Genomic DNA, 15,694 nt, shown 5'->3' on the forward strand with positions numbered 1-15,694 from the left:
AGCTGTTATGCGGTTTTTCAGGAGCCTGATTGAGCAAAGTCTTGAGCGTACCCGTGAGGCAACGCTAGGGGTCTTGGGTATCAATCACTCAGGCTTGCGTCGTCACCTAAGTACAAGCATGGTGAACATATTAGGGGCGGAGGGCTGCTTCCTTGCACCACCTGTATTTGAACATACTTTTGGTTGGCACGAAGCCGAGCTGCACTTAGGAGACCTGCAATCCGAGGGATTACTGTCCTCAAGTTTGCTTGATACGCTTGCCAATGCGCCAGCCTATCAATTCCCCAAAACGGCACGTCCCTATGTTCATCAGTTGCATGCTTGGCGCACTCTGCTAAATGAGGTGCCACGATCTGCAGTCATCACCACCGGCACCGGTTCGGGCAAAACCGAGTGCTTCATGGTACCAATTCTAGAGGATCTGGTTCGCGAGCATGAGTATACCAAAGCGGCGTTAGTTGGCGTTCGGGCTCTGTTCCTATATCCACTCAATGCCCTGATCAACTCCCAGCAGGAGAGACTCGACGCTTGGACTCGCAACTACGGCAGCAACATTCGTTTCTGTCTGTACAACGGCAAGACTGTAGAACGAGTAAATGACGTTCGTAAGGAACAGCAGCTGAGACCCAATCAGATTCTGTCGCGGGAGTTGCTGCGCAAGGAACCAGCACCGATCCTCATGACCAATGCCACCATGCTGGAGTACATGTTGGTGCGTCAGATCGACAACGATATCTTGGAAATTTCCAAGAAGCAGAAATCGTTGCGTTGGATTGTTCTCGATGAAGCACACACCTATGTGGGATCTCAGGCCGCCGAACTCTCATTGTTGCTGCGTCGGGTAGTTCAGGCCTTCGGTGGTCAGCCCGAGCAAATTCGTTTCATAGCCACTTCGGCAACAATCGCTGGTGCTGATGCGAAGGATCGGCTGAAACGCTATTTGTCTGATTTGGCCGGTATCCCACTTGACCATGTCGAAGTTATCGGAGGCTCACGAGTCTGGCCAGACCTTGGCGTAGAGTCGCTAAACCACAATCTTACCCTGCAAGCTATTCGTGCTATTGACCCAGAAGCAGAGGTATCCCCTGCACGATATAAAGCTTTGTGCGGCAGCAACATCGCCAGGAGCTTGCGCCACTCGGTGGTCAGTTCTGACAAGCCCTTAGACCTGCATGACCTGATTGGTTCAGTCACAGAGAAGTTGCAGGGGCGCAGCCCCCTTGAACAGCAGCAGGAGATGCTCGATTGGCTTGACACCATGACCGGCACGTATCTGGATGAAGGCAAGCCACCGTTTCTCAAGCTACGCATCCACTTGTTCCAGCGCATGCTGCATGGCCTCTGGGCCTGCGTCGATCCGCAGTGCTGCGCTAAATCCAGCCACCTGCAGGACTGGCCCTTCGGCAACGTATATGTGACCCAACGGGCGCGCTGCGAGTGCAACGCGCCAGTGTACGAAGTGGGTTTCTGCGACGACTGTAAGACGCCGCATCTGTTGGCAGAAGATCGCAATGGCGAGCTGCACCAGCCCAGTCCTTACGCCGGTGATGAGTTCGCACTTAATCACGAAAATGGTGGCGAGGACCCACCAGCCGATTTTGTGACGGCAAATGCCACCAGCACACGCCCTATAATCGCCGGATTGCCGGTGATGAATACCGCCAGCACACGCCTGATCATTGCTAGATTGCCGGTGGCACATGAGCCCTTTTTCCCGATCACTCTCGATCTGGAAAGCCAGAAACTGGGAGCTGTGAGTGCTACTCGCAACATCGAGATTGTGCTTACCGAGGAAAAGGATGGCTGCTGTAGCCACTGCGGCAACTCATCATTTGACACCAATGACTTCCTGAGAAAAGCCTACCTCGGTGCTCCATTCTACATTGCCAATGCCGTGCCGACCGTCCTAGAGTTCTGCCCAGATCCTGACAAGGCTGACTGTGAAGGCCGCTCTCCCGAAGAGCTGCCAGGGCGGGGGCGCAAGCTGATTACCTTTACCGACAGCCGCCAGGGTACTGCGCGCATGGCGGTGCGGATGCAACAGGAGGCTGAGCGCTCGCGGTTACGCGGGCTAGTGTTCGAAACACTCAGGAATGCGCAAGCCAAGGCTGATGCAGCTCCCAAGGACACCCCCAGCGGCAATCCGGCCGAGCTTCTGGCCCAGGCAGAAAACCTGGAAAAAATAGGCATGGCTGGCATGGCGGCAGAACTGCGCAAGCAAGCTGAAGTTTTGCAGAACGGCGCAGAGCCAGCCAATCAGGCCGAGAGCATTCCTTGGCCACAGATGGCCGAAACCATCGCGGAAGCCAGGGATATCGAGAAGTTCATCTTACGCTACAACCGCTATGCCAATCCGGCACTGTTCGATGGCAGTGAGGGAGGACTGACTATGGCGCGCCTGCTGCTGGCTCGTGAGTTCTCCAGGCGCCCCAAGAACCAGAACAGCACGGAAACGTTGGGACTGATTAAGGTCGGTTACCAAGGACTAGAGAAGGTGACGACGACTCCACCTTTGTGGGGGGATACCCGCGCTATTTCCGCCCTGGGCGCTGCAAATGATCCCAGAAGCGCTCTGACGTTGGACGACTGGCGTGACTTCCTCAAGGTTGCACTCGACTTCTACGTCCGGGAGAACACTTTCATCCCGATGGAAAACAAGATGCGCCGCTGGATGGGGAGCCGCTTCAGCCCCAAGGCGTTGTACTCGCCCAAGAGCGATGTGCAGGAAAGTAGCACCATCAGGAGGTGGCCGCAGATCAAGCCAGGCACGCCCCACCGCCTGGTCAAGCTACTTGAGCTGGCAACCGGGCTGAATCGCGCCATCAATGCGGATGCCGACAAGATCAATGGTTGGCTTGAAGCGGCTTGGGTGGCATTGGTCAATGCGGGGATTATGGAGTCTTCCGATACTGGCCACCGTTTACGCCTGGAAACCCTCACCTTCTCGCTACCTGCAGAGGGTTGGCTCTGTCCCTTGACCCGGCGCATATTCGATACCACTTTCCGTGGTCTGACACCCTATTTGCCCCACAAACTGCTGAGTCAGGACTACCGCTGCCAGAAAGTCCAGCTTCCCGCCCTGAGCAGCCTGATGTTGGATGGCTCGCCTGTTCCCAAGCAGGTGCAGATCCGTCAGCTTGTCGCGAGAGATCCTGTCATTGCCCAGTTGCGCCAGGAGAGCCTGTGGACGGATATCAGTGACCGTGCGGTCGAGGGTGGTTTCTACTACCGAACTGCAGAGCATTCGGCGCAGCAGTCGGCAAAACGGCTGGATGACTATGTTGAAGAGTTCAAGCGCGGCGATATCAACGTGCTGAATTGCTCTACCACCATGGAGATGGGGGTGGATATCGGCGGCATCTCCGCCGTGGTCATGAACAATCTACCGCCACATCCGGCCAACTATCTGCAGCGCGCCGGTCGAGCGGGGCGACGCAGCGAGGCTCGGGCCATCGCCTATACGTTGTGCAAGGCCGATCCGCATAACCAGCGTGCCTTCGCCAATCCCAAATGGCCGTTCGTGACTGCAATTCCGGCACCAAGCATTACCCTCAGTTCTGCACGGATCGTGCAGCGGCACGTCAACTCGCTGTTACTGGCGTTATTCCTGCGCATGCACAGCAGCAATGATGGCGATCGTACCAAGCTGACCCTGCAGTGGTTCTTCACCTCGGACGATTCGCCTTGTCAGCAATTCCTGGCCTGGATCATGGCCTGTGCAGATGAATATCAAAGTGCTGTGAAGCAGTTGGTGAAGGGCTCCTGTCTGCAAGGCCGATCGTTAAGTTCAATCACCAACGAAAGCAGGCTTGCATTCCACGATCTGCAGGATCGCTGGCTGGGCGAATACCGCAATATCAACCAAAAACTGCATACTGCCAGCGATGGGCCATATAAGAAGGCTTTGGCATTGGAAAAGACCCGCCATGAAAACGAGTATTTGCTCCGCTCGCTTGCGTCTTCAGCAATTCTGCCTGGCTATGGTTTTCCGACCGATGTGGTAAACCTCAAAACCTATAACGTTGAGGACTTCGTGCATGAGAAGCACAAAAGTAGTGTCAGTCGTGAAGATAGCATCTTTGACAACAAGGAAATGCCATCGCGTAGCTTGGATATAGCTATTCGTGAATATGCGCCGGGAGCTCAAGTCGTTATTGATGGGCGAGTCTATCGTTCTGCCGGTGTCAGCTTGCAGTGGCATGCAGATGGTCAGGTAAATGAGGCTCAGAAATTTGACATTGCGTGGTTCTGCCCTGAGTGCGGAAATACAGGGGTAACCGAAAATGCCTATGCAAATAACGAGGGACTGCGTTGCTCGCATTGTACTACTTCCATTCCCATTCACGAACGCCGCATGGTACTTCGCCCTGGTGGCTTTTTGACTGATTTTTACGAGCCCACTACCAACGATGTAACGTCACAAAAGTTCATCCGTGTCGAGCGGCCACGCATCCAGCTTATTGGCGAAAACATAGCACTACCAGACCAACGTTGCGGTTTTGTGCGTTTTGGCCATGACGGCAGTGTGTTCCATCATTCTTCAGGCGAGCACGAAGCGGGTTATGCCGTTTGTATGGCTTGTGGCCGGGCAGAATCAATGCTTGCAATAGATCAAATCCCCAAAGAATTGCAACCTGACAAGAGCCACCGCCCAGTCGGTGGGCTAGCGGGTAGCCGCAAGGATCGCGATTGCTCCGGTGAAACCGTTAAGGCCAATTTGCATCTGGGCTATCAGATCCGCACTGATGTGCTAGAAGTATTCCTCAGAAACCCGCTTACAGGAGAATGGTTGCCCGACACGCCCGAGGGGCGTTTGATTGCTACCACGCTAGGCGTGGCAATGCGTGACGAGATCGCCGACCAGCTCGGTATCGCGAGTAGCGAGATGGGTTTTAGCTATCGTCTGGATCGCGATCGTGACACACGGAAAGGACGCTCTGTCATCCAGTTGTTTGATGAAGTCAGTGGAGGGGCTGGTTTTGTACTTGCTGGTTTGCAGGATATCTCGCAGCTATTGACTAAGGCGCAGGATCGTCTGCAATGTAAGGCCAACTGTGAGAATGTCTGCTCCCATTGCCTAGCCAGCCAGGATAGCCGTGTCGAACGCGAGGAGTTGGACCGAAAACTGGCACTAAGGTGGCTGAATGAGTCTCAATTGGTTGAGCACCTCGGCCTGCCGGCTACGTTTTCTGCTCTGCAAGGAGCTCGTTATTGCTCCGTTGGGCCTCTGCGTGAGCTGAGTTCCGCCATTAACACCTTGGATCGCCGTGACCTGACTGCATCGATTATGCTCTGCCTGCACGGCGACACTGTAGATTGGGACCTCGACCATCCTCGCTTCCGTGAGCGAGTGTTGACCTGGGCCATTACTGAGGGATTAAAAGTCCGCCTTGGCATCTCAGTCTCGAGCCAGTTGAGATCAGAGCAAAAGGAAACATTGAGACTGCTTGCTAGCCTGGGAATTGATCTAATCGAGCTGCAACATGAAACAAGACGTGCTCCTCACGTAATTGCTCAATTGGTTTCTCAAGCTGGGGTTAGGAGTCTGTACAGCAGCATAAACACTGTCGGAGTTCCTGGCTCTGATTGGCTGCAAGGCGACTCTGATGTGGTCTGGGCTACCAGCAAACTGATGCCAGCTATAGTTGGTAATACCATTGACTACAGCGAATGGAACCAACATTCACAAGGGGCTCGCATTGTCGAAGTCACGACTCAGCTTGATGGCACTGTTAAAACACTCAAAAAGCGCCTTCTAATGCTGATTAATGAGCAAATGCCCGAGTTGGCAACCTTGATCTCCAATGATCAGCCCGTAGGCATCGATTATTCTGATCGTTACCTGAAGTCACCCTGGTCGCTAATGTTGCTCAGTGGATTTCTGGCACTTTTCCGAAGTGATCAATTGCAATCGCTAACAGTGCAAACCTTGGCTCCCAGTGGTAGCCAACCAAGCTATTTGTTCAGCCATGACTGGATGCGCGTGGATGATCAGCAGGCCATTCTCGAACTCTGGCTCAAAAGTCAGTTCGATATTCAACCTAGCATCAACGTCATGAACCGACCACGCGATCTATTGCATTGTCGTGTCATCACTGTGAGCTGGGCATCAGGTAAAACGAGCAAGATATTGTTAGATCAGGGTATGGGGTATTGGCGTGTCCGTGTGCCAAGCAGGGATCAAATGAACTTCGACTTCAGTGCCCCGCATCATAACCAGGCTATGCAAATGCTTGAAAAATATCCATATGTAGAGATGCAGCAGAGTGGCGACTGGCCTACTTACATCAGTTGCATCATAGAGTGAACTGTGCTGATTATTCTAAAAAGTTAATATTTACTCACAATCGTGATGAATCGCCCCTGGTTTTTTATACGCTCCAACACTGCGAATCCGTTTCGTTTTGGTGTTATGGAATGAACCAAATCTCAGACATATGTTATCTCCATGAACCTACCCCTGGGACTGCTTCGGCAGTCCCTTTTTCATTGGAGACCTCTATGGCTCATTTGATTGATTCCATGGCCTACACCGGCCAAACACCCTGGCATGGCCTTGGCAATGTCTTACCCCCACAGCAATCCCTAGATGTCTGGCTGCAAGCTGCCGGGATGGACTGGACCATCGAGCAAAGCGATGTGTTGTATCAGGGATCGCCTGATAATCCCATCCTTCACACCTACCCCGACAGCAAAGTGCTCTACCGCTCCGATACCTTGGCACCACTGTCGGTGGTCTCACAACGCTACAACGTGGTACAGCCCCATGAGGTGCTGCACTTCTATCAAGATTTGGTGGAGGCAGGTGGTTTCGAATTGGAGACCGCAGGCTCACTGAAAGGTGGCCGTAAACTCTGGGCCTTGGCCAAGACAGGGCAGGATCTGATGCTCAAAGGCGGTGATCTGGTGAAGTCCTATCTGCTGCTGGCGACCAGCTGTGATGGGACGCTCTGCACCACGGCACAATTCACCTCAGTGCGGGTAGTCTGCAACAACACCCTGCAAGTAGCAGTAGGGAACCAGTCCGCCGCCATCAAGGTGCCCCACTCAACCCAGTTTGACGCAACTGCCGTGAAACAGGCTCTGGGGCTGGGGGTAAGCCAGTGGGACCATTTCGGCCAGCATGCTAAAGCGCTCAGCCAACGCCCTGTGGCACCTCAAGAGGCACTGCGCTTTTTCAGTGACCTGCTGGCACAGCCTTTAGATGAAGAGAGCATTGTACTCACTCGGCCTGTGCAGCGTTTGCATGAGCTCTACCAAGGGGCAGGAATGGGGGCCGACCTAGCCAGTTCGCACAACACCGCATGGGGATTGGTCAATGCGGTGACCGAGTATGTCGACCACCATCGCCGTACCCGCAGCCAGGATCATCGGCTGGATTCGGCCTGGTTTGGTCAAGGCGCCCAGCTCAAATCCCGTGCCTTGGCGCAAGCCATCAGCCTGCTGCAATAGGAGAGAGCGACATGTCTTCATTGCACTATGGCGACCACCTTATCTCCCCGCGCATCGGGTATGAGCATCACGGGATCTACGTCGGTGACGATTGGGTGATCCACTACCAAGGCCCATTTTCTGGTCATGACTCGTGTCAGGTTGTCATGTCTACGTTAGGGGCGTTTTGCCAGGAGAAGGACTTTATTATCAGGAGCCATCCTCAACGACTGAGCCCGGACCACAGTGTCAATCGAGCGCACAGCCGTCTGGGCGAACGCAGTTATAACTTGCTGTTCAACAACTGTGAGCACTTCGTGATGTGGTGTATCAAAGACCTGCACCACTCACCCCAGGTCACAGAGGCAGCAGCCACTTTGCTGGCGGCTCAAGTCGCGCGTTCTTCACTGGGACACCTGACCTCAGTGGCAACCGCAGGGGTAACAGGTGCCTCCCTGAGCTCATCCGTAGCTGGTGGTGCCACCACGGTAGCACTGACATCATTGGTAGGAGTGTCCACAGCGCCAGCGTGGGCACCGTTTGCTGTCGGGGCTGCTGCAGCCTACGGCGCACACAAACTTTGGAACTGGTTAACGGATTAGACGGCTCATCAGGGCAGTCATGGTATCGGTGACCCACTGACGATCATCATCGGTGAGTTGCTCGAGTTGGTGAGCTAATCTGACGGCTTGCTCAAGGGGCCGCGAACTGGTTTCACGGAGCAAGTCCGTCAGCTCACATCCAAATATCTGTGCCAACTCAGCCAGTCGCACGATAGTCGGAACCACAATACCCCGCTCCATGCGAGATACAGCCTCCATCCCAATCTGCAGCCGTTCTGCGACTTCCTCTTGGGTCATTCCCTGTTGTTGACGTTGATAAGCAATGGCTCTGCCCACTGCTTTGGCTAACGCGTCCTGATTGATATCCATCACACCTCCAGATTCAACTTTAAAAGTTGACACCCAGACCTGTTGACATGAAGGACTCAAAACGATGAGGATCGCCTTTTATGGTTGAGCTTGGTTGAATGTAGACCAAATGGGTCGAATTACATCAAGACAATTTAGAAGGAAACAAACATGAAGAAATCCATGGTATTGCTGGTAATGCTGGCAGCCACTCAGCAAGCACATGCCCTCAGTGAGTCAGCTGCTAATGCCCCAGGCTGGAAGCAGTTTGGTAACGCTACCGAGGGATATAGCTATGGTGTCTATAACCGGGCGGATTCATTCAGCATTAGTTGTCATCCTAACAAACCCGCCACCATCAATGTGGACATCATGAGTGTCGGAAAATACGGCTCTCAGGACTATCAAAGTGATTTCGTTTTTGAAGTGGATGGCAAGATCTTCATTGGCCACCGGGTTCTTCAAGACCAGAAAAGTTTTGAGGAACTCTGGACCGCACTGAGAAATGCGAAAGAACTAGGCGTATATCAACGCGAAAAAGGCAGCCGCAAATTTTCGTTCCCAACAGCGAACATTGCAAACACGCTACCGGCGCTGGGCTCGCCTGGTTTTCCTTGCCAATCACAAGAGACCTATGACGCCGCCGTCCTCGACGAAGACCTGGCTAACATCGAACCGCTGAAGGAGGGCGATGTACAGTTGAGAAGACGCGGTAATCCCTATTACGGCAAAACAACCTGGAACAAGTACCTGCTCGATATCACCAGCCGCAGTAACCGGATGGTGATCACCGACCTCAAGATCAACCGGGGCAGTTGCACTATCGATCCGAAAGCCAAGCTGCCATTTCGGATGGGCTTTGGCAGCAAAGTAACGCTCTCTCTGCTGCCGGAGGACTGCAACCCCCTTGAGGTCACTGTGACCACTCTCGGTGGCGAGCAGACGCTGTCGTTTGACCAATAACCCAACCCAGGGAGGCAACAGCCTCCCTGTTATTTTTAAAAGGTAACCACAATGAACCGACTTATCGCGCTGCTGGTGGCTCTTACCAGTGGTGTCGTGGCAGAGGAAAATGGCTGGTCTAGCAGCTGGGGGCCGGGTACGCAGACGAACTACACCGTCACCCTCGCTGGTACCACCCTGCTCACCATCATCTGCCGGGATGATGCGCCGCTCACCATGTTGGCGACGATGAACGGTCGTGATTATGGCAGCGACAGCAAACGTCAGTTTGCCTTGCTGGTGGACGGACAACGCTACGATGCCCCTTACCGCCAAGGAGACTTCACCACCTTCTGGGAAGCGCTTCGCAACGCAACGTCAGTGGCGCTATTGCTACCGTCAAATCCCCCCATCGATTTGCCCACCAGCCACCTTGCAGAGGTACTGCCAGCCATTGGCTCGCCAGATAACAACTGTATTGCGCCTGGGTCATCACCGGACTTTGGCACACCCCGACGATGGCTTACACCCACCATTGCAACCACACCCAGAGGGAGGCTGATGCCTCCCTCGTTTTATTGGATATGACAAGGAACGCTTATGACTATTCCCTTTTTCCGGGACGGCTTTGCCCTGCCCGTTGCCCAAGCGCTGCTCACGTTACTCAGTCAGGAGGTCGCCCATCTCGGCCTCAACCTCGAGCGCCTGACCCAGCTCACCTTCAACTTTCGCAGTCCCACCTATAGCCCCGAGCAAGGAGGGGCTCACCCCGTCGAGATCCGCCTGATCCGTGGGCTCGATGGCTGGCTGTTCGATTACGTCACCGATTTCAGTTATCAGGGACTGGGCCAGGATGCCGAGCTCTGCAAGGAGCTCGATTTCAACTTCCTAGATGACGAACACTATTTGCAAGGATGGGGGCCTATCCAGCGCTCAGAGGCCTATGAGTTATTCACCCTGTGGCAGACCAACTTTGTTGCCTACTGCCGGATGGCGTACTTCACCGTCACGGTCAGTGGGGAGTAGGAGGTGTGTGATGACTAACGAACTGCCGCTCTCCCACACCTCGCGCCAGTGGCTGGGGCTGGTTGTGGCCAAGGCCAAACTACAACCAACTCGCCAAGGTGAGCGCTGGTTGCTGCACCTGACCCCTAATAGTCCACATACCCGCACCGTTACCCTGCACCTGCGCTGGTCTGGGGGGCAGTGGCAACTGCTCTCCCTCACCAATGCCGAGGATTGGCGCACCATGAGTCAGCCCGTGGATGAAATCTGCGTGGACCCCACGCGTCGCTGTTTCTGGCGCTGCCAGGCTGGACCGGTGCCACTCTCTGAGCAGCCCCGTGTACTGGCGAACTTCCTGGCTGACCTGCAGCAAACCTGTACGAGTTGTGGGTATTGCGTAGAGAGTGACCCCTTACCCCAAGAGGAGGCGCACGATGCCCAAACATCCGATAGCCGTTGAGCTGGAAGCGATTAACCGAGAGGGGGAGACACAGGTGGTACGTGACAGTGGCCTACCTGTGAACGGCTACAGCGTCTACCTGCGGGCCGTCGAAGCCAGCGGACAGGCCCTAGCCACCTGGGTCGCTGACTACGACACCATCGGCCCTGCCTATGAACTGGCAGAACGGCTGAGTTTGGCACTGGCTATCCCGCTCACCGTACTGGTCCCCGAACCGTTGATACCGGTGAAGCGGAGACCTACAGCCACAGCTGGCTCCATCACCACAGCTAACTGAACTACCTCCAGAGTTAACCAACAACCTATCTACCTTTGACCCCGACATGCTTCATGCGTGCCGGGGTTTTGTTTATTGAGAGAACCCCACATGCGTTACCACAAACTGAAAGCCGGGGAATGCCCCGGCACCTATGTCGTCACCGAACCGGTGACCGAGCAAGACCTGCTGCGTATCGCCAATCAGATTGCTCGCAAGCGTCTGGCCAAAGGCAATGCCATTACCAGCACCTCGGAGGCCGCCCAGCGGCTGCAAACCTTGCTGCAAGACCGGGATCATGAAGTGTTTGGCGCACTGTTCCTTGACTCCCAACATCGCGTATTGGCCTTTGAGGAGCTGTTTCGCGGCACCCTCGACAGCGCCAGCATCTACCCACGGGAAGTGGTCAAACGTGCCCTGCTACTCAACTGTGGAGCCATCATCGCGGTGCACAATCACCCCAGCGGTGACCCGGAACCTAGCCACTCTGACCGGGTATTCACCCAGGCCCTCAAAGAGGCCTTGGCCCTGGTCGATGTGCGACTACTCGACCATCTGGTGGTTGGTGTCGAAGGCGTAGTTTCGATGGCCGAAAGAGGTCAGCTATGAACCAGCCCCCAGGTAAATACCACCTCACCCCCCTCGATATTCTCCTCGAGTTGCGCTGCTGGCTTGCAGACAACATCGAGATGCAGGCAGAGCCCGCCATCGTGGCTCATCTGCCCAACGGTTACCAACTTACCCAAGCCGACTGCATAGAGGCTATCGATGCACTGCTGTACCAGCTACGGCACTAATCAGGCCCAGAAGAGACAAGCATCATGCGATTACCCAACCCCTATTCCCTTGAGGAAACCCTCGAGAAGCTGCGCCATCGTCTGGCCGCCGCCTGCAACGAAAATGCACTGACGTTGCTGGAAAAGGCCGTCACCAAGGCGCGTGATGACGAGGCCTATGCCAAGCGGCTTGAAGAGACCCTGCTGCAAGGATCCACCATCGAGACCCGTGAATATCTCAGCTGCTTTGGCGACTACTTCGAGCGCTCCCGAGACGCACCGCCCTACTACCCGCATCATGATGCCGTTAACGGCATTGATTGTGCACTCTACGCCATCCTGTTCGATGAGGCTTACCCAGACGCAGAGCAGGCACACGAATAACGCCAGCATCCCCAAACCAGGGTCATCAGGTCCCACACCATGATCCGGATATCTCGACACAACCCACAAGGCCACCTCACCGAAGGTGGCCTTTTGCATTTCAAGGAGTCACCCCATGTCTGCTTTCATGATCGATCGCAAGGATTACCTTGCCTTTGCCGTGCAGTTACACCGTTTTTGCAATGCCCCCATGCCACCGCACTACACCCTGGAGCTGCTGCGCTCCCTCTGGTGGAACTCACCAATGGATGTCACCAGTACCTGGACGTGGCGGGTAGACCGGCTGGTACGGCTGATGATGCTCGCCAATCGGCGGGCGGTCTGGCATCGCTATCAGCTGGGGCGTCAGCAGGACCACAAAGAACCACGCCAGCACTGCTCGACCAAGCTGGGACCGATTAAACCTGCCCACCGTTACCACCAGGCACCACTCACCGATGCAGAACTGGTAGCACTCTACAAATTCACCTGCTGCGCCCTGTACCAATCGAGCGAATGGAGTGGGAGCCCTGAGCAGGCTCCACGGCTGGTGAAGGTACTACAGCAGTTGCAGCAGGCGCTGGCGCAAGACGTGCTGACTCGACTGTCACTGTGGGAGCAAGCCCCCTGGGGAGAGATGTAATGAACCTTTCCATCACCCTGACAGTGACAAGCTCACCACCGAGCTCAACCGCCCAGATAGCCCAGCGTATCGCCGATGACATGGCACACCTGCATCATCGTCTGGGTGATGCAGTGAGCGATGAACTGGGCATCAGTATCAGCTATCTGGTCGAACAATTTGCGCTGTTGGCAGCAGCTTACCGTTCACCAGCAGAAAGAGAGAAACACCCATGATCGAATTCAACGATAGCTTCACTCAGGTCGCAGTCGCTCAGGCCATGAGCGCACATGGCGATTTGCATCGGCTCATTACCTATCAGCTCACCTTCCCGAAGTGGGCACACGACTATGACGAGACCGGCAAGCGCGCAGGCCCCGACAAGGTCAAGCCCGTGCCAACGATGCACAAGACCTCGCTGTTCGTGAGTCCACTGGACATGGTGGAGAACCTGCCCCGCGAAATTAACTTTGCGTGGTGGGAGCGTGAGTGCAACGACCTCGGCTATCCCGTTGGGGAGTGGCGACGCACCATTGTGGGGGCCTACGTCAACCACGGTAGTAATGACAAGCCGGATTGGAGTAGTCACACCTGAGCCACGGCCACCAGCACACACAAGACCTCTAACAGCCCCTCACGCCGAGGGGCTGTTTGCATTTGAAGGAAACCCCACCATGCATGACCTACGTGATTACAAGACTCTGTCCGCCCGACAACTCACCACTGCTATCAGCCAGCTCAACCACAACACTGCACCGAAGATAATGACCCACCTGGCATTACGGGCCAGGCAGCCGCAACCGCTCGGTAATGGCCGTAGCAGAGCCAAGGCCCTCAAGCTGCTGCGCCGGGTCAAGAAAGCCCACAAGGCGGGCTGTATCCCGTTTGAGCTCACTGTGACGGGTTGCCGCATCGACCGTGGCAGCCATCAGGCTGACCGTTACTACTACGACCGGACGCTGCTGGCCCAGGGCTGGCAGCAATACGATACCGAGGAAGACGCCTGGTACTTCGGGATATGGATTCACACCGAGAAGCTGGAGACCTTTACCTACGCCGAGGGGGATACCAGTCATGTGATTGCACCAAACGTTGAGGCGTTTCGCGCTGAACTGGCGCGGCTCTATCAGTACCACCCGCAAGCCCCGGCGTTTATCAGCATCGACCCAGAGGCTGGCGTTGTGACACACCATTTTGAAGCCAAACCGGAGGTGTGAAATGGCGAAAAACATCACCATCAAGGTGCCCGGCAAACATCCGCAAACCGGCGAGCTCACCACCTTTGAGCTAAAGGGCCAGCGCATCGATATCGACATCGGCGGCCAGGCCGTGCCCTTTCTCATTCACGGGAGGGGCATCGGCACCTCGCTCACCCACATCCCGAGTGGCTACCGCATAGCCCTGCTCGGCGGCTGGCTCACCGTGCGTTACGCAATCCCTGAGAATAAGCCCAGCAGAACGGCCTGCGCCCAGATGGCCATAGACCGACTGGTAGCCCAATACGGCTCGCTACACCTGCTGGACCGTCTCAATTGCAAGCCGGTTATCAATCAGCTGTAACGCACAGCCCAGACAACAAGGAACGATGCAATGACCAACACCCTCCCTGCAACACCTAACCCACTGGCAGGTCATTCGGTGATGCAGATGCTGGATGTCGCCATGAGTTCCATCATCGGCGATTACGATGATGCAGACTTGGTACCGGAATGGCAATGGGTCAAGCGTATGGCCTCCCATGAACATGTCGGTGTGAAGGATGACTCCGCCTATGAGTACACCTTGAATCTGGCTATGGAGCTCGATGCCATCCCGCCAGCACTGCAACCCTTGCTCACTGCTGCCCAGCAGGCCGGTGTGAACTACATCCTGTTTTACAACGGCTAGCCACCGCGACCGTCCCATCGCTCATTAACAAACAACATAAAGGGCCAGCCCTCTCAGGCTGGCCCTTTGCATCATTGGAGTCACTGAACATGACCCGTCTTATCACCGGGCTCGAGGTGCATCGCTATGCCCCCGAGCTCAACAAGCTGCACCTGCGCAACCGCCAGACGTTACCAGCGCCCGGCATCACCACCATCAGGGAAGCCAAAGCTCGCCTGTTTGGCCGCTGGCAGCCAGGGCATCAGGTGACCATCACCGTGAGCCATCCCGACTACGTCAATCTCTCCCGGCTCTACCGGGGGCGACTGGCCAGTCTGACAGAACTCCCTGAGCACCTGACCAGACTGCGCCAGCGTCACAACGTGCCCGGCACCATCATCGACATTCAACTGAGGTATCGCTAATCATGACCACACTCCATCCCACATACTCTGCCACGCACTCTCCAGAGCGCCAGACTCTCACACCGCCCCCCAGCATCAGCTGGGGTCTGCCGCGTGATATCTCTCCACGCTTTGGAGCTCGTCTGATACAGAGCCGCTACCGGCTCGATTTTCTATCCGATCGGGCCAGTCTGATAGGTGACTGGAGTGAGGTGCTAATAGCCAAGCTCGACCAGGCTTTCCCGGAGATCATCAAAGCTCTAGAAGCCAAGCTGCTGACCGGCGAACTGGATGCCCAACGCCAGCACTGCATCACTATCCAGCACGGCGGCTTTACTTGCGAAGCCGATACCCTGGGTAGTCACGGCTATGTCTATATCTGTATTTACTCTGCGGAGAGCATGGAGGCGACCCCTGATGTCAGGGATAGTCAGAGCTAACTCTGATATCAGCACGATTGTAAATCGTTGGGAAGGTCACGAGTTGACCTTCCCGTAACGCCTGGGCGCAACTCCGCATAGCTCTTGATTGTGTCTCAATTGGGTTCTTTCGGGATGATAATTGGCTACACTTCAGCCAATTTTATCGATAAAGATCATGGAGTTGTTATCTGGAGTGTCATTCAGAGTGACACCGTGATGTAATGTGATGCATCTCG

20 protein-coding genes are annotated in these 15,694 nt (G+C 55.2%); 19 read left to right on the forward strand and 1 reads right to left on the reverse strand.

Features of this window, described 5'->3' with window-relative positions; all coding sequences use genetic code 11:
- Positions 1-7 precede the first annotated feature (7 nt).
- The 3 genes from I6L34_RS03775 (at position 8) to I6L34_RS21980 (ending at position 8,033) form a co-directional block, all read left to right on the forward strand.
- The gene (locus I6L34_RS03775) at positions 8-6,307 is read left to right on the forward strand and encodes a DEAD/DEAH box helicase (protein ID WP_216955723.1); all 6,300 of its coding nucleotides are present in this window, start codon (positions 8-10) and stop codon (positions 6,305-6,307) included.
- 194 nt (positions 6,308-6,501) lie between these two features.
- Positions 6,502-7,452: a DUF932 domain-containing protein gene (locus I6L34_RS03780; protein WP_216955727.1), complete on the forward strand. Its 951-nt coding sequence runs from the start codon at positions 6,502-6,504 to the stop codon at positions 7,450-7,452.
- 11 nt (positions 7,453-7,463) lie between these two features.
- A complete protein-coding gene (locus I6L34_RS21980) occupies positions 7,464-8,033 on the forward strand; it encodes a lecithin retinol acyltransferase family protein (RefSeq protein WP_216955732.1) in 570 nt (189 codons plus the stop codon).
- Here I6L34_RS21980 and I6L34_RS03790 read toward each other — a convergent pair.
- Positions 8,022-8,366, reverse strand: coding sequence for a helix-turn-helix domain-containing protein (locus tag I6L34_RS03790; RefSeq protein ID WP_216955735.1), 345 nt, complete (start codon positions 8,364-8,366; stop codon positions 8,022-8,024). The two genes, I6L34_RS21980 and I6L34_RS03790, sit on opposite strands and share 12 nt — an antisense overlap.
- A 147-nt stretch (positions 8,367-8,513) precedes the next feature.
- Here I6L34_RS03790 and I6L34_RS03795 point away from each other — a divergent pair, with 147 nt between their 5' ends.
- The 16 genes from I6L34_RS03795 (at position 8,514) to I6L34_RS03870 (ending at position 15,476) form a co-directional block, all read left to right on the forward strand.
- Positions 8,514-9,305 (forward strand): hypothetical protein, encoded by a 792-nt coding sequence (locus I6L34_RS03795; RefSeq protein WP_216955738.1) that lies wholly within the window; start codon positions 8,514-8,516, stop codon positions 9,303-9,305.
- Positions 9,306-9,356: 51 nt separating this feature from the next.
- Positions 9,357-9,872: a hypothetical protein gene (locus I6L34_RS03800; RefSeq protein ID WP_216955741.1), complete on the forward strand. Its 516-nt coding sequence runs from the start codon at positions 9,357-9,359 to the stop codon at positions 9,870-9,872.
- Positions 9,873-9,884: 12 nt separating this feature from the next.
- Positions 9,885-10,310, forward strand: coding sequence for a DUF2787 domain-containing protein (locus tag I6L34_RS03805; protein WP_216955744.1), 426 nt, complete (start codon positions 9,885-9,887; stop codon positions 10,308-10,310).
- 10 nt (positions 10,311-10,320) lie between these two features.
- Entirely contained in the window at positions 10,321-10,749 is a 429-nt protein-coding gene (locus I6L34_RS03810) for a hypothetical protein (protein ID WP_201987952.1), read from the forward strand.
- A complete protein-coding gene (locus tag I6L34_RS03815) occupies positions 10,724-11,026 on the forward strand; it encodes a hypothetical protein (protein WP_216955748.1) in 303 nt (100 codons plus the stop codon). Before I6L34_RS03810 ends, I6L34_RS03815 begins: the two co-directional genes overlap by 26 nt.
- 90 nt (positions 11,027-11,116) lie before the next feature.
- A complete protein-coding gene (radC, locus tag I6L34_RS03820; RefSeq protein WP_182935928.1) occupies positions 11,117-11,614 on the forward strand; it encodes a DNA repair protein RadC in 498 nt (165 codons plus the stop codon).
- On the forward strand, positions 11,611-11,802 hold the full coding sequence (locus I6L34_RS03825; protein ID WP_216955751.1) for a hypothetical protein: 192 nt from the start codon (positions 11,611-11,613) through the stop codon (positions 11,800-11,802). The genes radC and I6L34_RS03825 overlap by 4 nt, the downstream gene beginning before the upstream one ends.
- A 24-nt stretch (positions 11,803-11,826) precedes the next feature.
- The gene (locus I6L34_RS03830) at positions 11,827-12,165 is read left to right on the forward strand and encodes a hypothetical protein (protein WP_216955755.1); all 339 of its coding nucleotides are present in this window, start codon (positions 11,827-11,829) and stop codon (positions 12,163-12,165) included.
- Positions 12,166-12,280: 115 nt separating this feature from the next.
- Positions 12,281-12,787, forward strand: a complete 507-nt coding sequence (locus I6L34_RS03835; protein ID WP_216955758.1) for a hypothetical protein — start codon at positions 12,281-12,283, stop codon at positions 12,785-12,787.
- Positions 12,787-13,002: a hypothetical protein gene (locus I6L34_RS03840; protein WP_159166180.1), complete on the forward strand. Its 216-nt coding sequence runs from the start codon at positions 12,787-12,789 to the stop codon at positions 13,000-13,002. Before I6L34_RS03835 ends, I6L34_RS03840 begins: the two co-directional genes overlap by 1 nt.
- Positions 12,999-13,361 (forward strand): hypothetical protein, encoded by a 363-nt coding sequence (locus I6L34_RS03845; protein ID WP_216955760.1) that lies wholly within the window; start codon positions 12,999-13,001, stop codon positions 13,359-13,361. Before I6L34_RS03840 ends, I6L34_RS03845 begins: the two co-directional genes overlap by 4 nt.
- Positions 13,362-13,440: 79 nt before the next feature.
- A complete protein-coding gene (locus I6L34_RS03850; RefSeq protein ID WP_216955763.1) occupies positions 13,441-13,983 on the forward strand; it encodes a hypothetical protein in 543 nt (180 codons plus the stop codon).
- Between the two features lies 1 nt (position 13,984).
- Positions 13,985-14,326, forward strand: a complete 342-nt coding sequence (locus tag I6L34_RS03855; protein ID WP_216955768.1) for a hypothetical protein — start codon at positions 13,985-13,987, stop codon at positions 14,324-14,326.
- A gap of 30 nt (positions 14,327-14,356) precedes the next feature.
- Entirely contained in the window at positions 14,357-14,653 is a 297-nt protein-coding gene (locus tag I6L34_RS03860) for a hypothetical protein (protein ID WP_216955771.1), read from the forward strand.
- A gap of 89 nt (positions 14,654-14,742) precedes the next feature.
- Entirely contained in the window at positions 14,743-15,057 is a 315-nt protein-coding gene (locus tag I6L34_RS03865; RefSeq protein WP_216955774.1) for a hypothetical protein, read from the forward strand.
- Between the two features lie 2 nt (positions 15,058-15,059).
- Positions 15,060-15,476 (forward strand): type IV toxin-antitoxin system YeeU family antitoxin, encoded by a 417-nt coding sequence (locus I6L34_RS03870; RefSeq protein ID WP_254202931.1) that lies wholly within the window; start codon positions 15,060-15,062, stop codon positions 15,474-15,476.
- Positions 15,477-15,694 lie beyond the last annotated feature (218 nt).

Origin of the sequence: Aeromonas sp. FDAARGOS 1404, assembly GCF_019047085.1 — a bacterium.
In the GTDB taxonomy this organism is placed as follows: Bacteria; Pseudomonadota; Gammaproteobacteria; order Enterobacterales; family Aeromonadaceae; genus Aeromonas; species Aeromonas veronii.

Excerpts from the sequence above, each read along its gene's own strand:
- I6L34_RS03835 (WP_216955758.1), top strand. The coding sequence starts at position 12,281 with ATGTCTGCTTTCATGATCGATCGCAAGGATTACCTTGCCTTTGCCGTG.
- I6L34_RS03855 (WP_216955768.1), top strand. The coding sequence starts at position 13,985 with ATGGCGAAAAACATCACCATCAAGGTGCCCGGCAAACATCCGCAAACC.
- radC (WP_182935928.1), top strand. The coding sequence starts at position 11,117 with ATGCGTTACCACAAACTGAAAGCCGGGGAATGCCCCGGCACCTATGTC.
- I6L34_RS03850 (WP_216955763.1), top strand. The coding sequence starts at position 13,441 with ATGCATGACCTACGTGATTACAAGACTCTGTCCGCCCGACAACTCACC.
- I6L34_RS03805 (WP_216955744.1), top strand. The coding sequence starts at position 9,885 with ATGACTATTCCCTTTTTCCGGGACGGCTTTGCCCTGCCCGTTGCCCAA.
- I6L34_RS21980 (WP_216955732.1), top strand. The coding sequence starts at position 7,464 with ATGTCTTCATTGCACTATGGCGACCACCTTATCTCCCCGCGCATCGGG.
- I6L34_RS03860 (WP_216955771.1), top strand. The coding sequence starts at position 14,357 with ATGACCAACACCCTCCCTGCAACACCTAACCCACTGGCAGGTCATTCG.
- I6L34_RS03825 (WP_216955751.1), top strand. The coding sequence starts at position 11,611 with ATGAACCAGCCCCCAGGTAAATACCACCTCACCCCCCTCGATATTCTC.
- I6L34_RS03795 (WP_216955738.1), top strand. The coding sequence starts at position 8,514 with ATGAAGAAATCCATGGTATTGCTGGTAATGCTGGCAGCCACTCAGCAA.
- I6L34_RS03800 (WP_216955741.1), top strand. The coding sequence starts at position 9,357 with ATGAACCGACTTATCGCGCTGCTGGTGGCTCTTACCAGTGGTGTCGTG.
- I6L34_RS03845 (WP_216955760.1), top strand. The coding sequence starts at position 12,999 with ATGATCGAATTCAACGATAGCTTCACTCAGGTCGCAGTCGCTCAGGCC.
- I6L34_RS03830 (WP_216955755.1), top strand. The coding sequence starts at position 11,827 with ATGCGATTACCCAACCCCTATTCCCTTGAGGAAACCCTCGAGAAGCTG.
- I6L34_RS03810 (WP_201987952.1), top strand. The coding sequence starts at position 10,321 with ATGACTAACGAACTGCCGCTCTCCCACACCTCGCGCCAGTGGCTGGGG.
- I6L34_RS03775 (WP_216955723.1), top strand. The coding sequence starts at position 8 with ATGCGGTTTTTCAGGAGCCTGATTGAGCAAAGTCTTGAGCGTACCCGT.
- I6L34_RS03780 (WP_216955727.1), top strand. The coding sequence starts at position 6,502 with ATGGCTCATTTGATTGATTCCATGGCCTACACCGGCCAAACACCCTGG.
- I6L34_RS03840 (WP_159166180.1), top strand. The coding sequence starts at position 12,787 with ATGAACCTTTCCATCACCCTGACAGTGACAAGCTCACCACCGAGCTCA.
- I6L34_RS03865 (WP_216955774.1), top strand. The coding sequence starts at position 14,743 with ATGACCCGTCTTATCACCGGGCTCGAGGTGCATCGCTATGCCCCCGAG.
- I6L34_RS03870 (WP_254202931.1), top strand. The coding sequence starts at position 15,060 with ATGACCACACTCCATCCCACATACTCTGCCACGCACTCTCCAGAGCGC.
- I6L34_RS03815 (WP_216955748.1), top strand. The coding sequence starts at position 10,724 with ATGCCCAAACATCCGATAGCCGTTGAGCTGGAAGCGATTAACCGAGAG.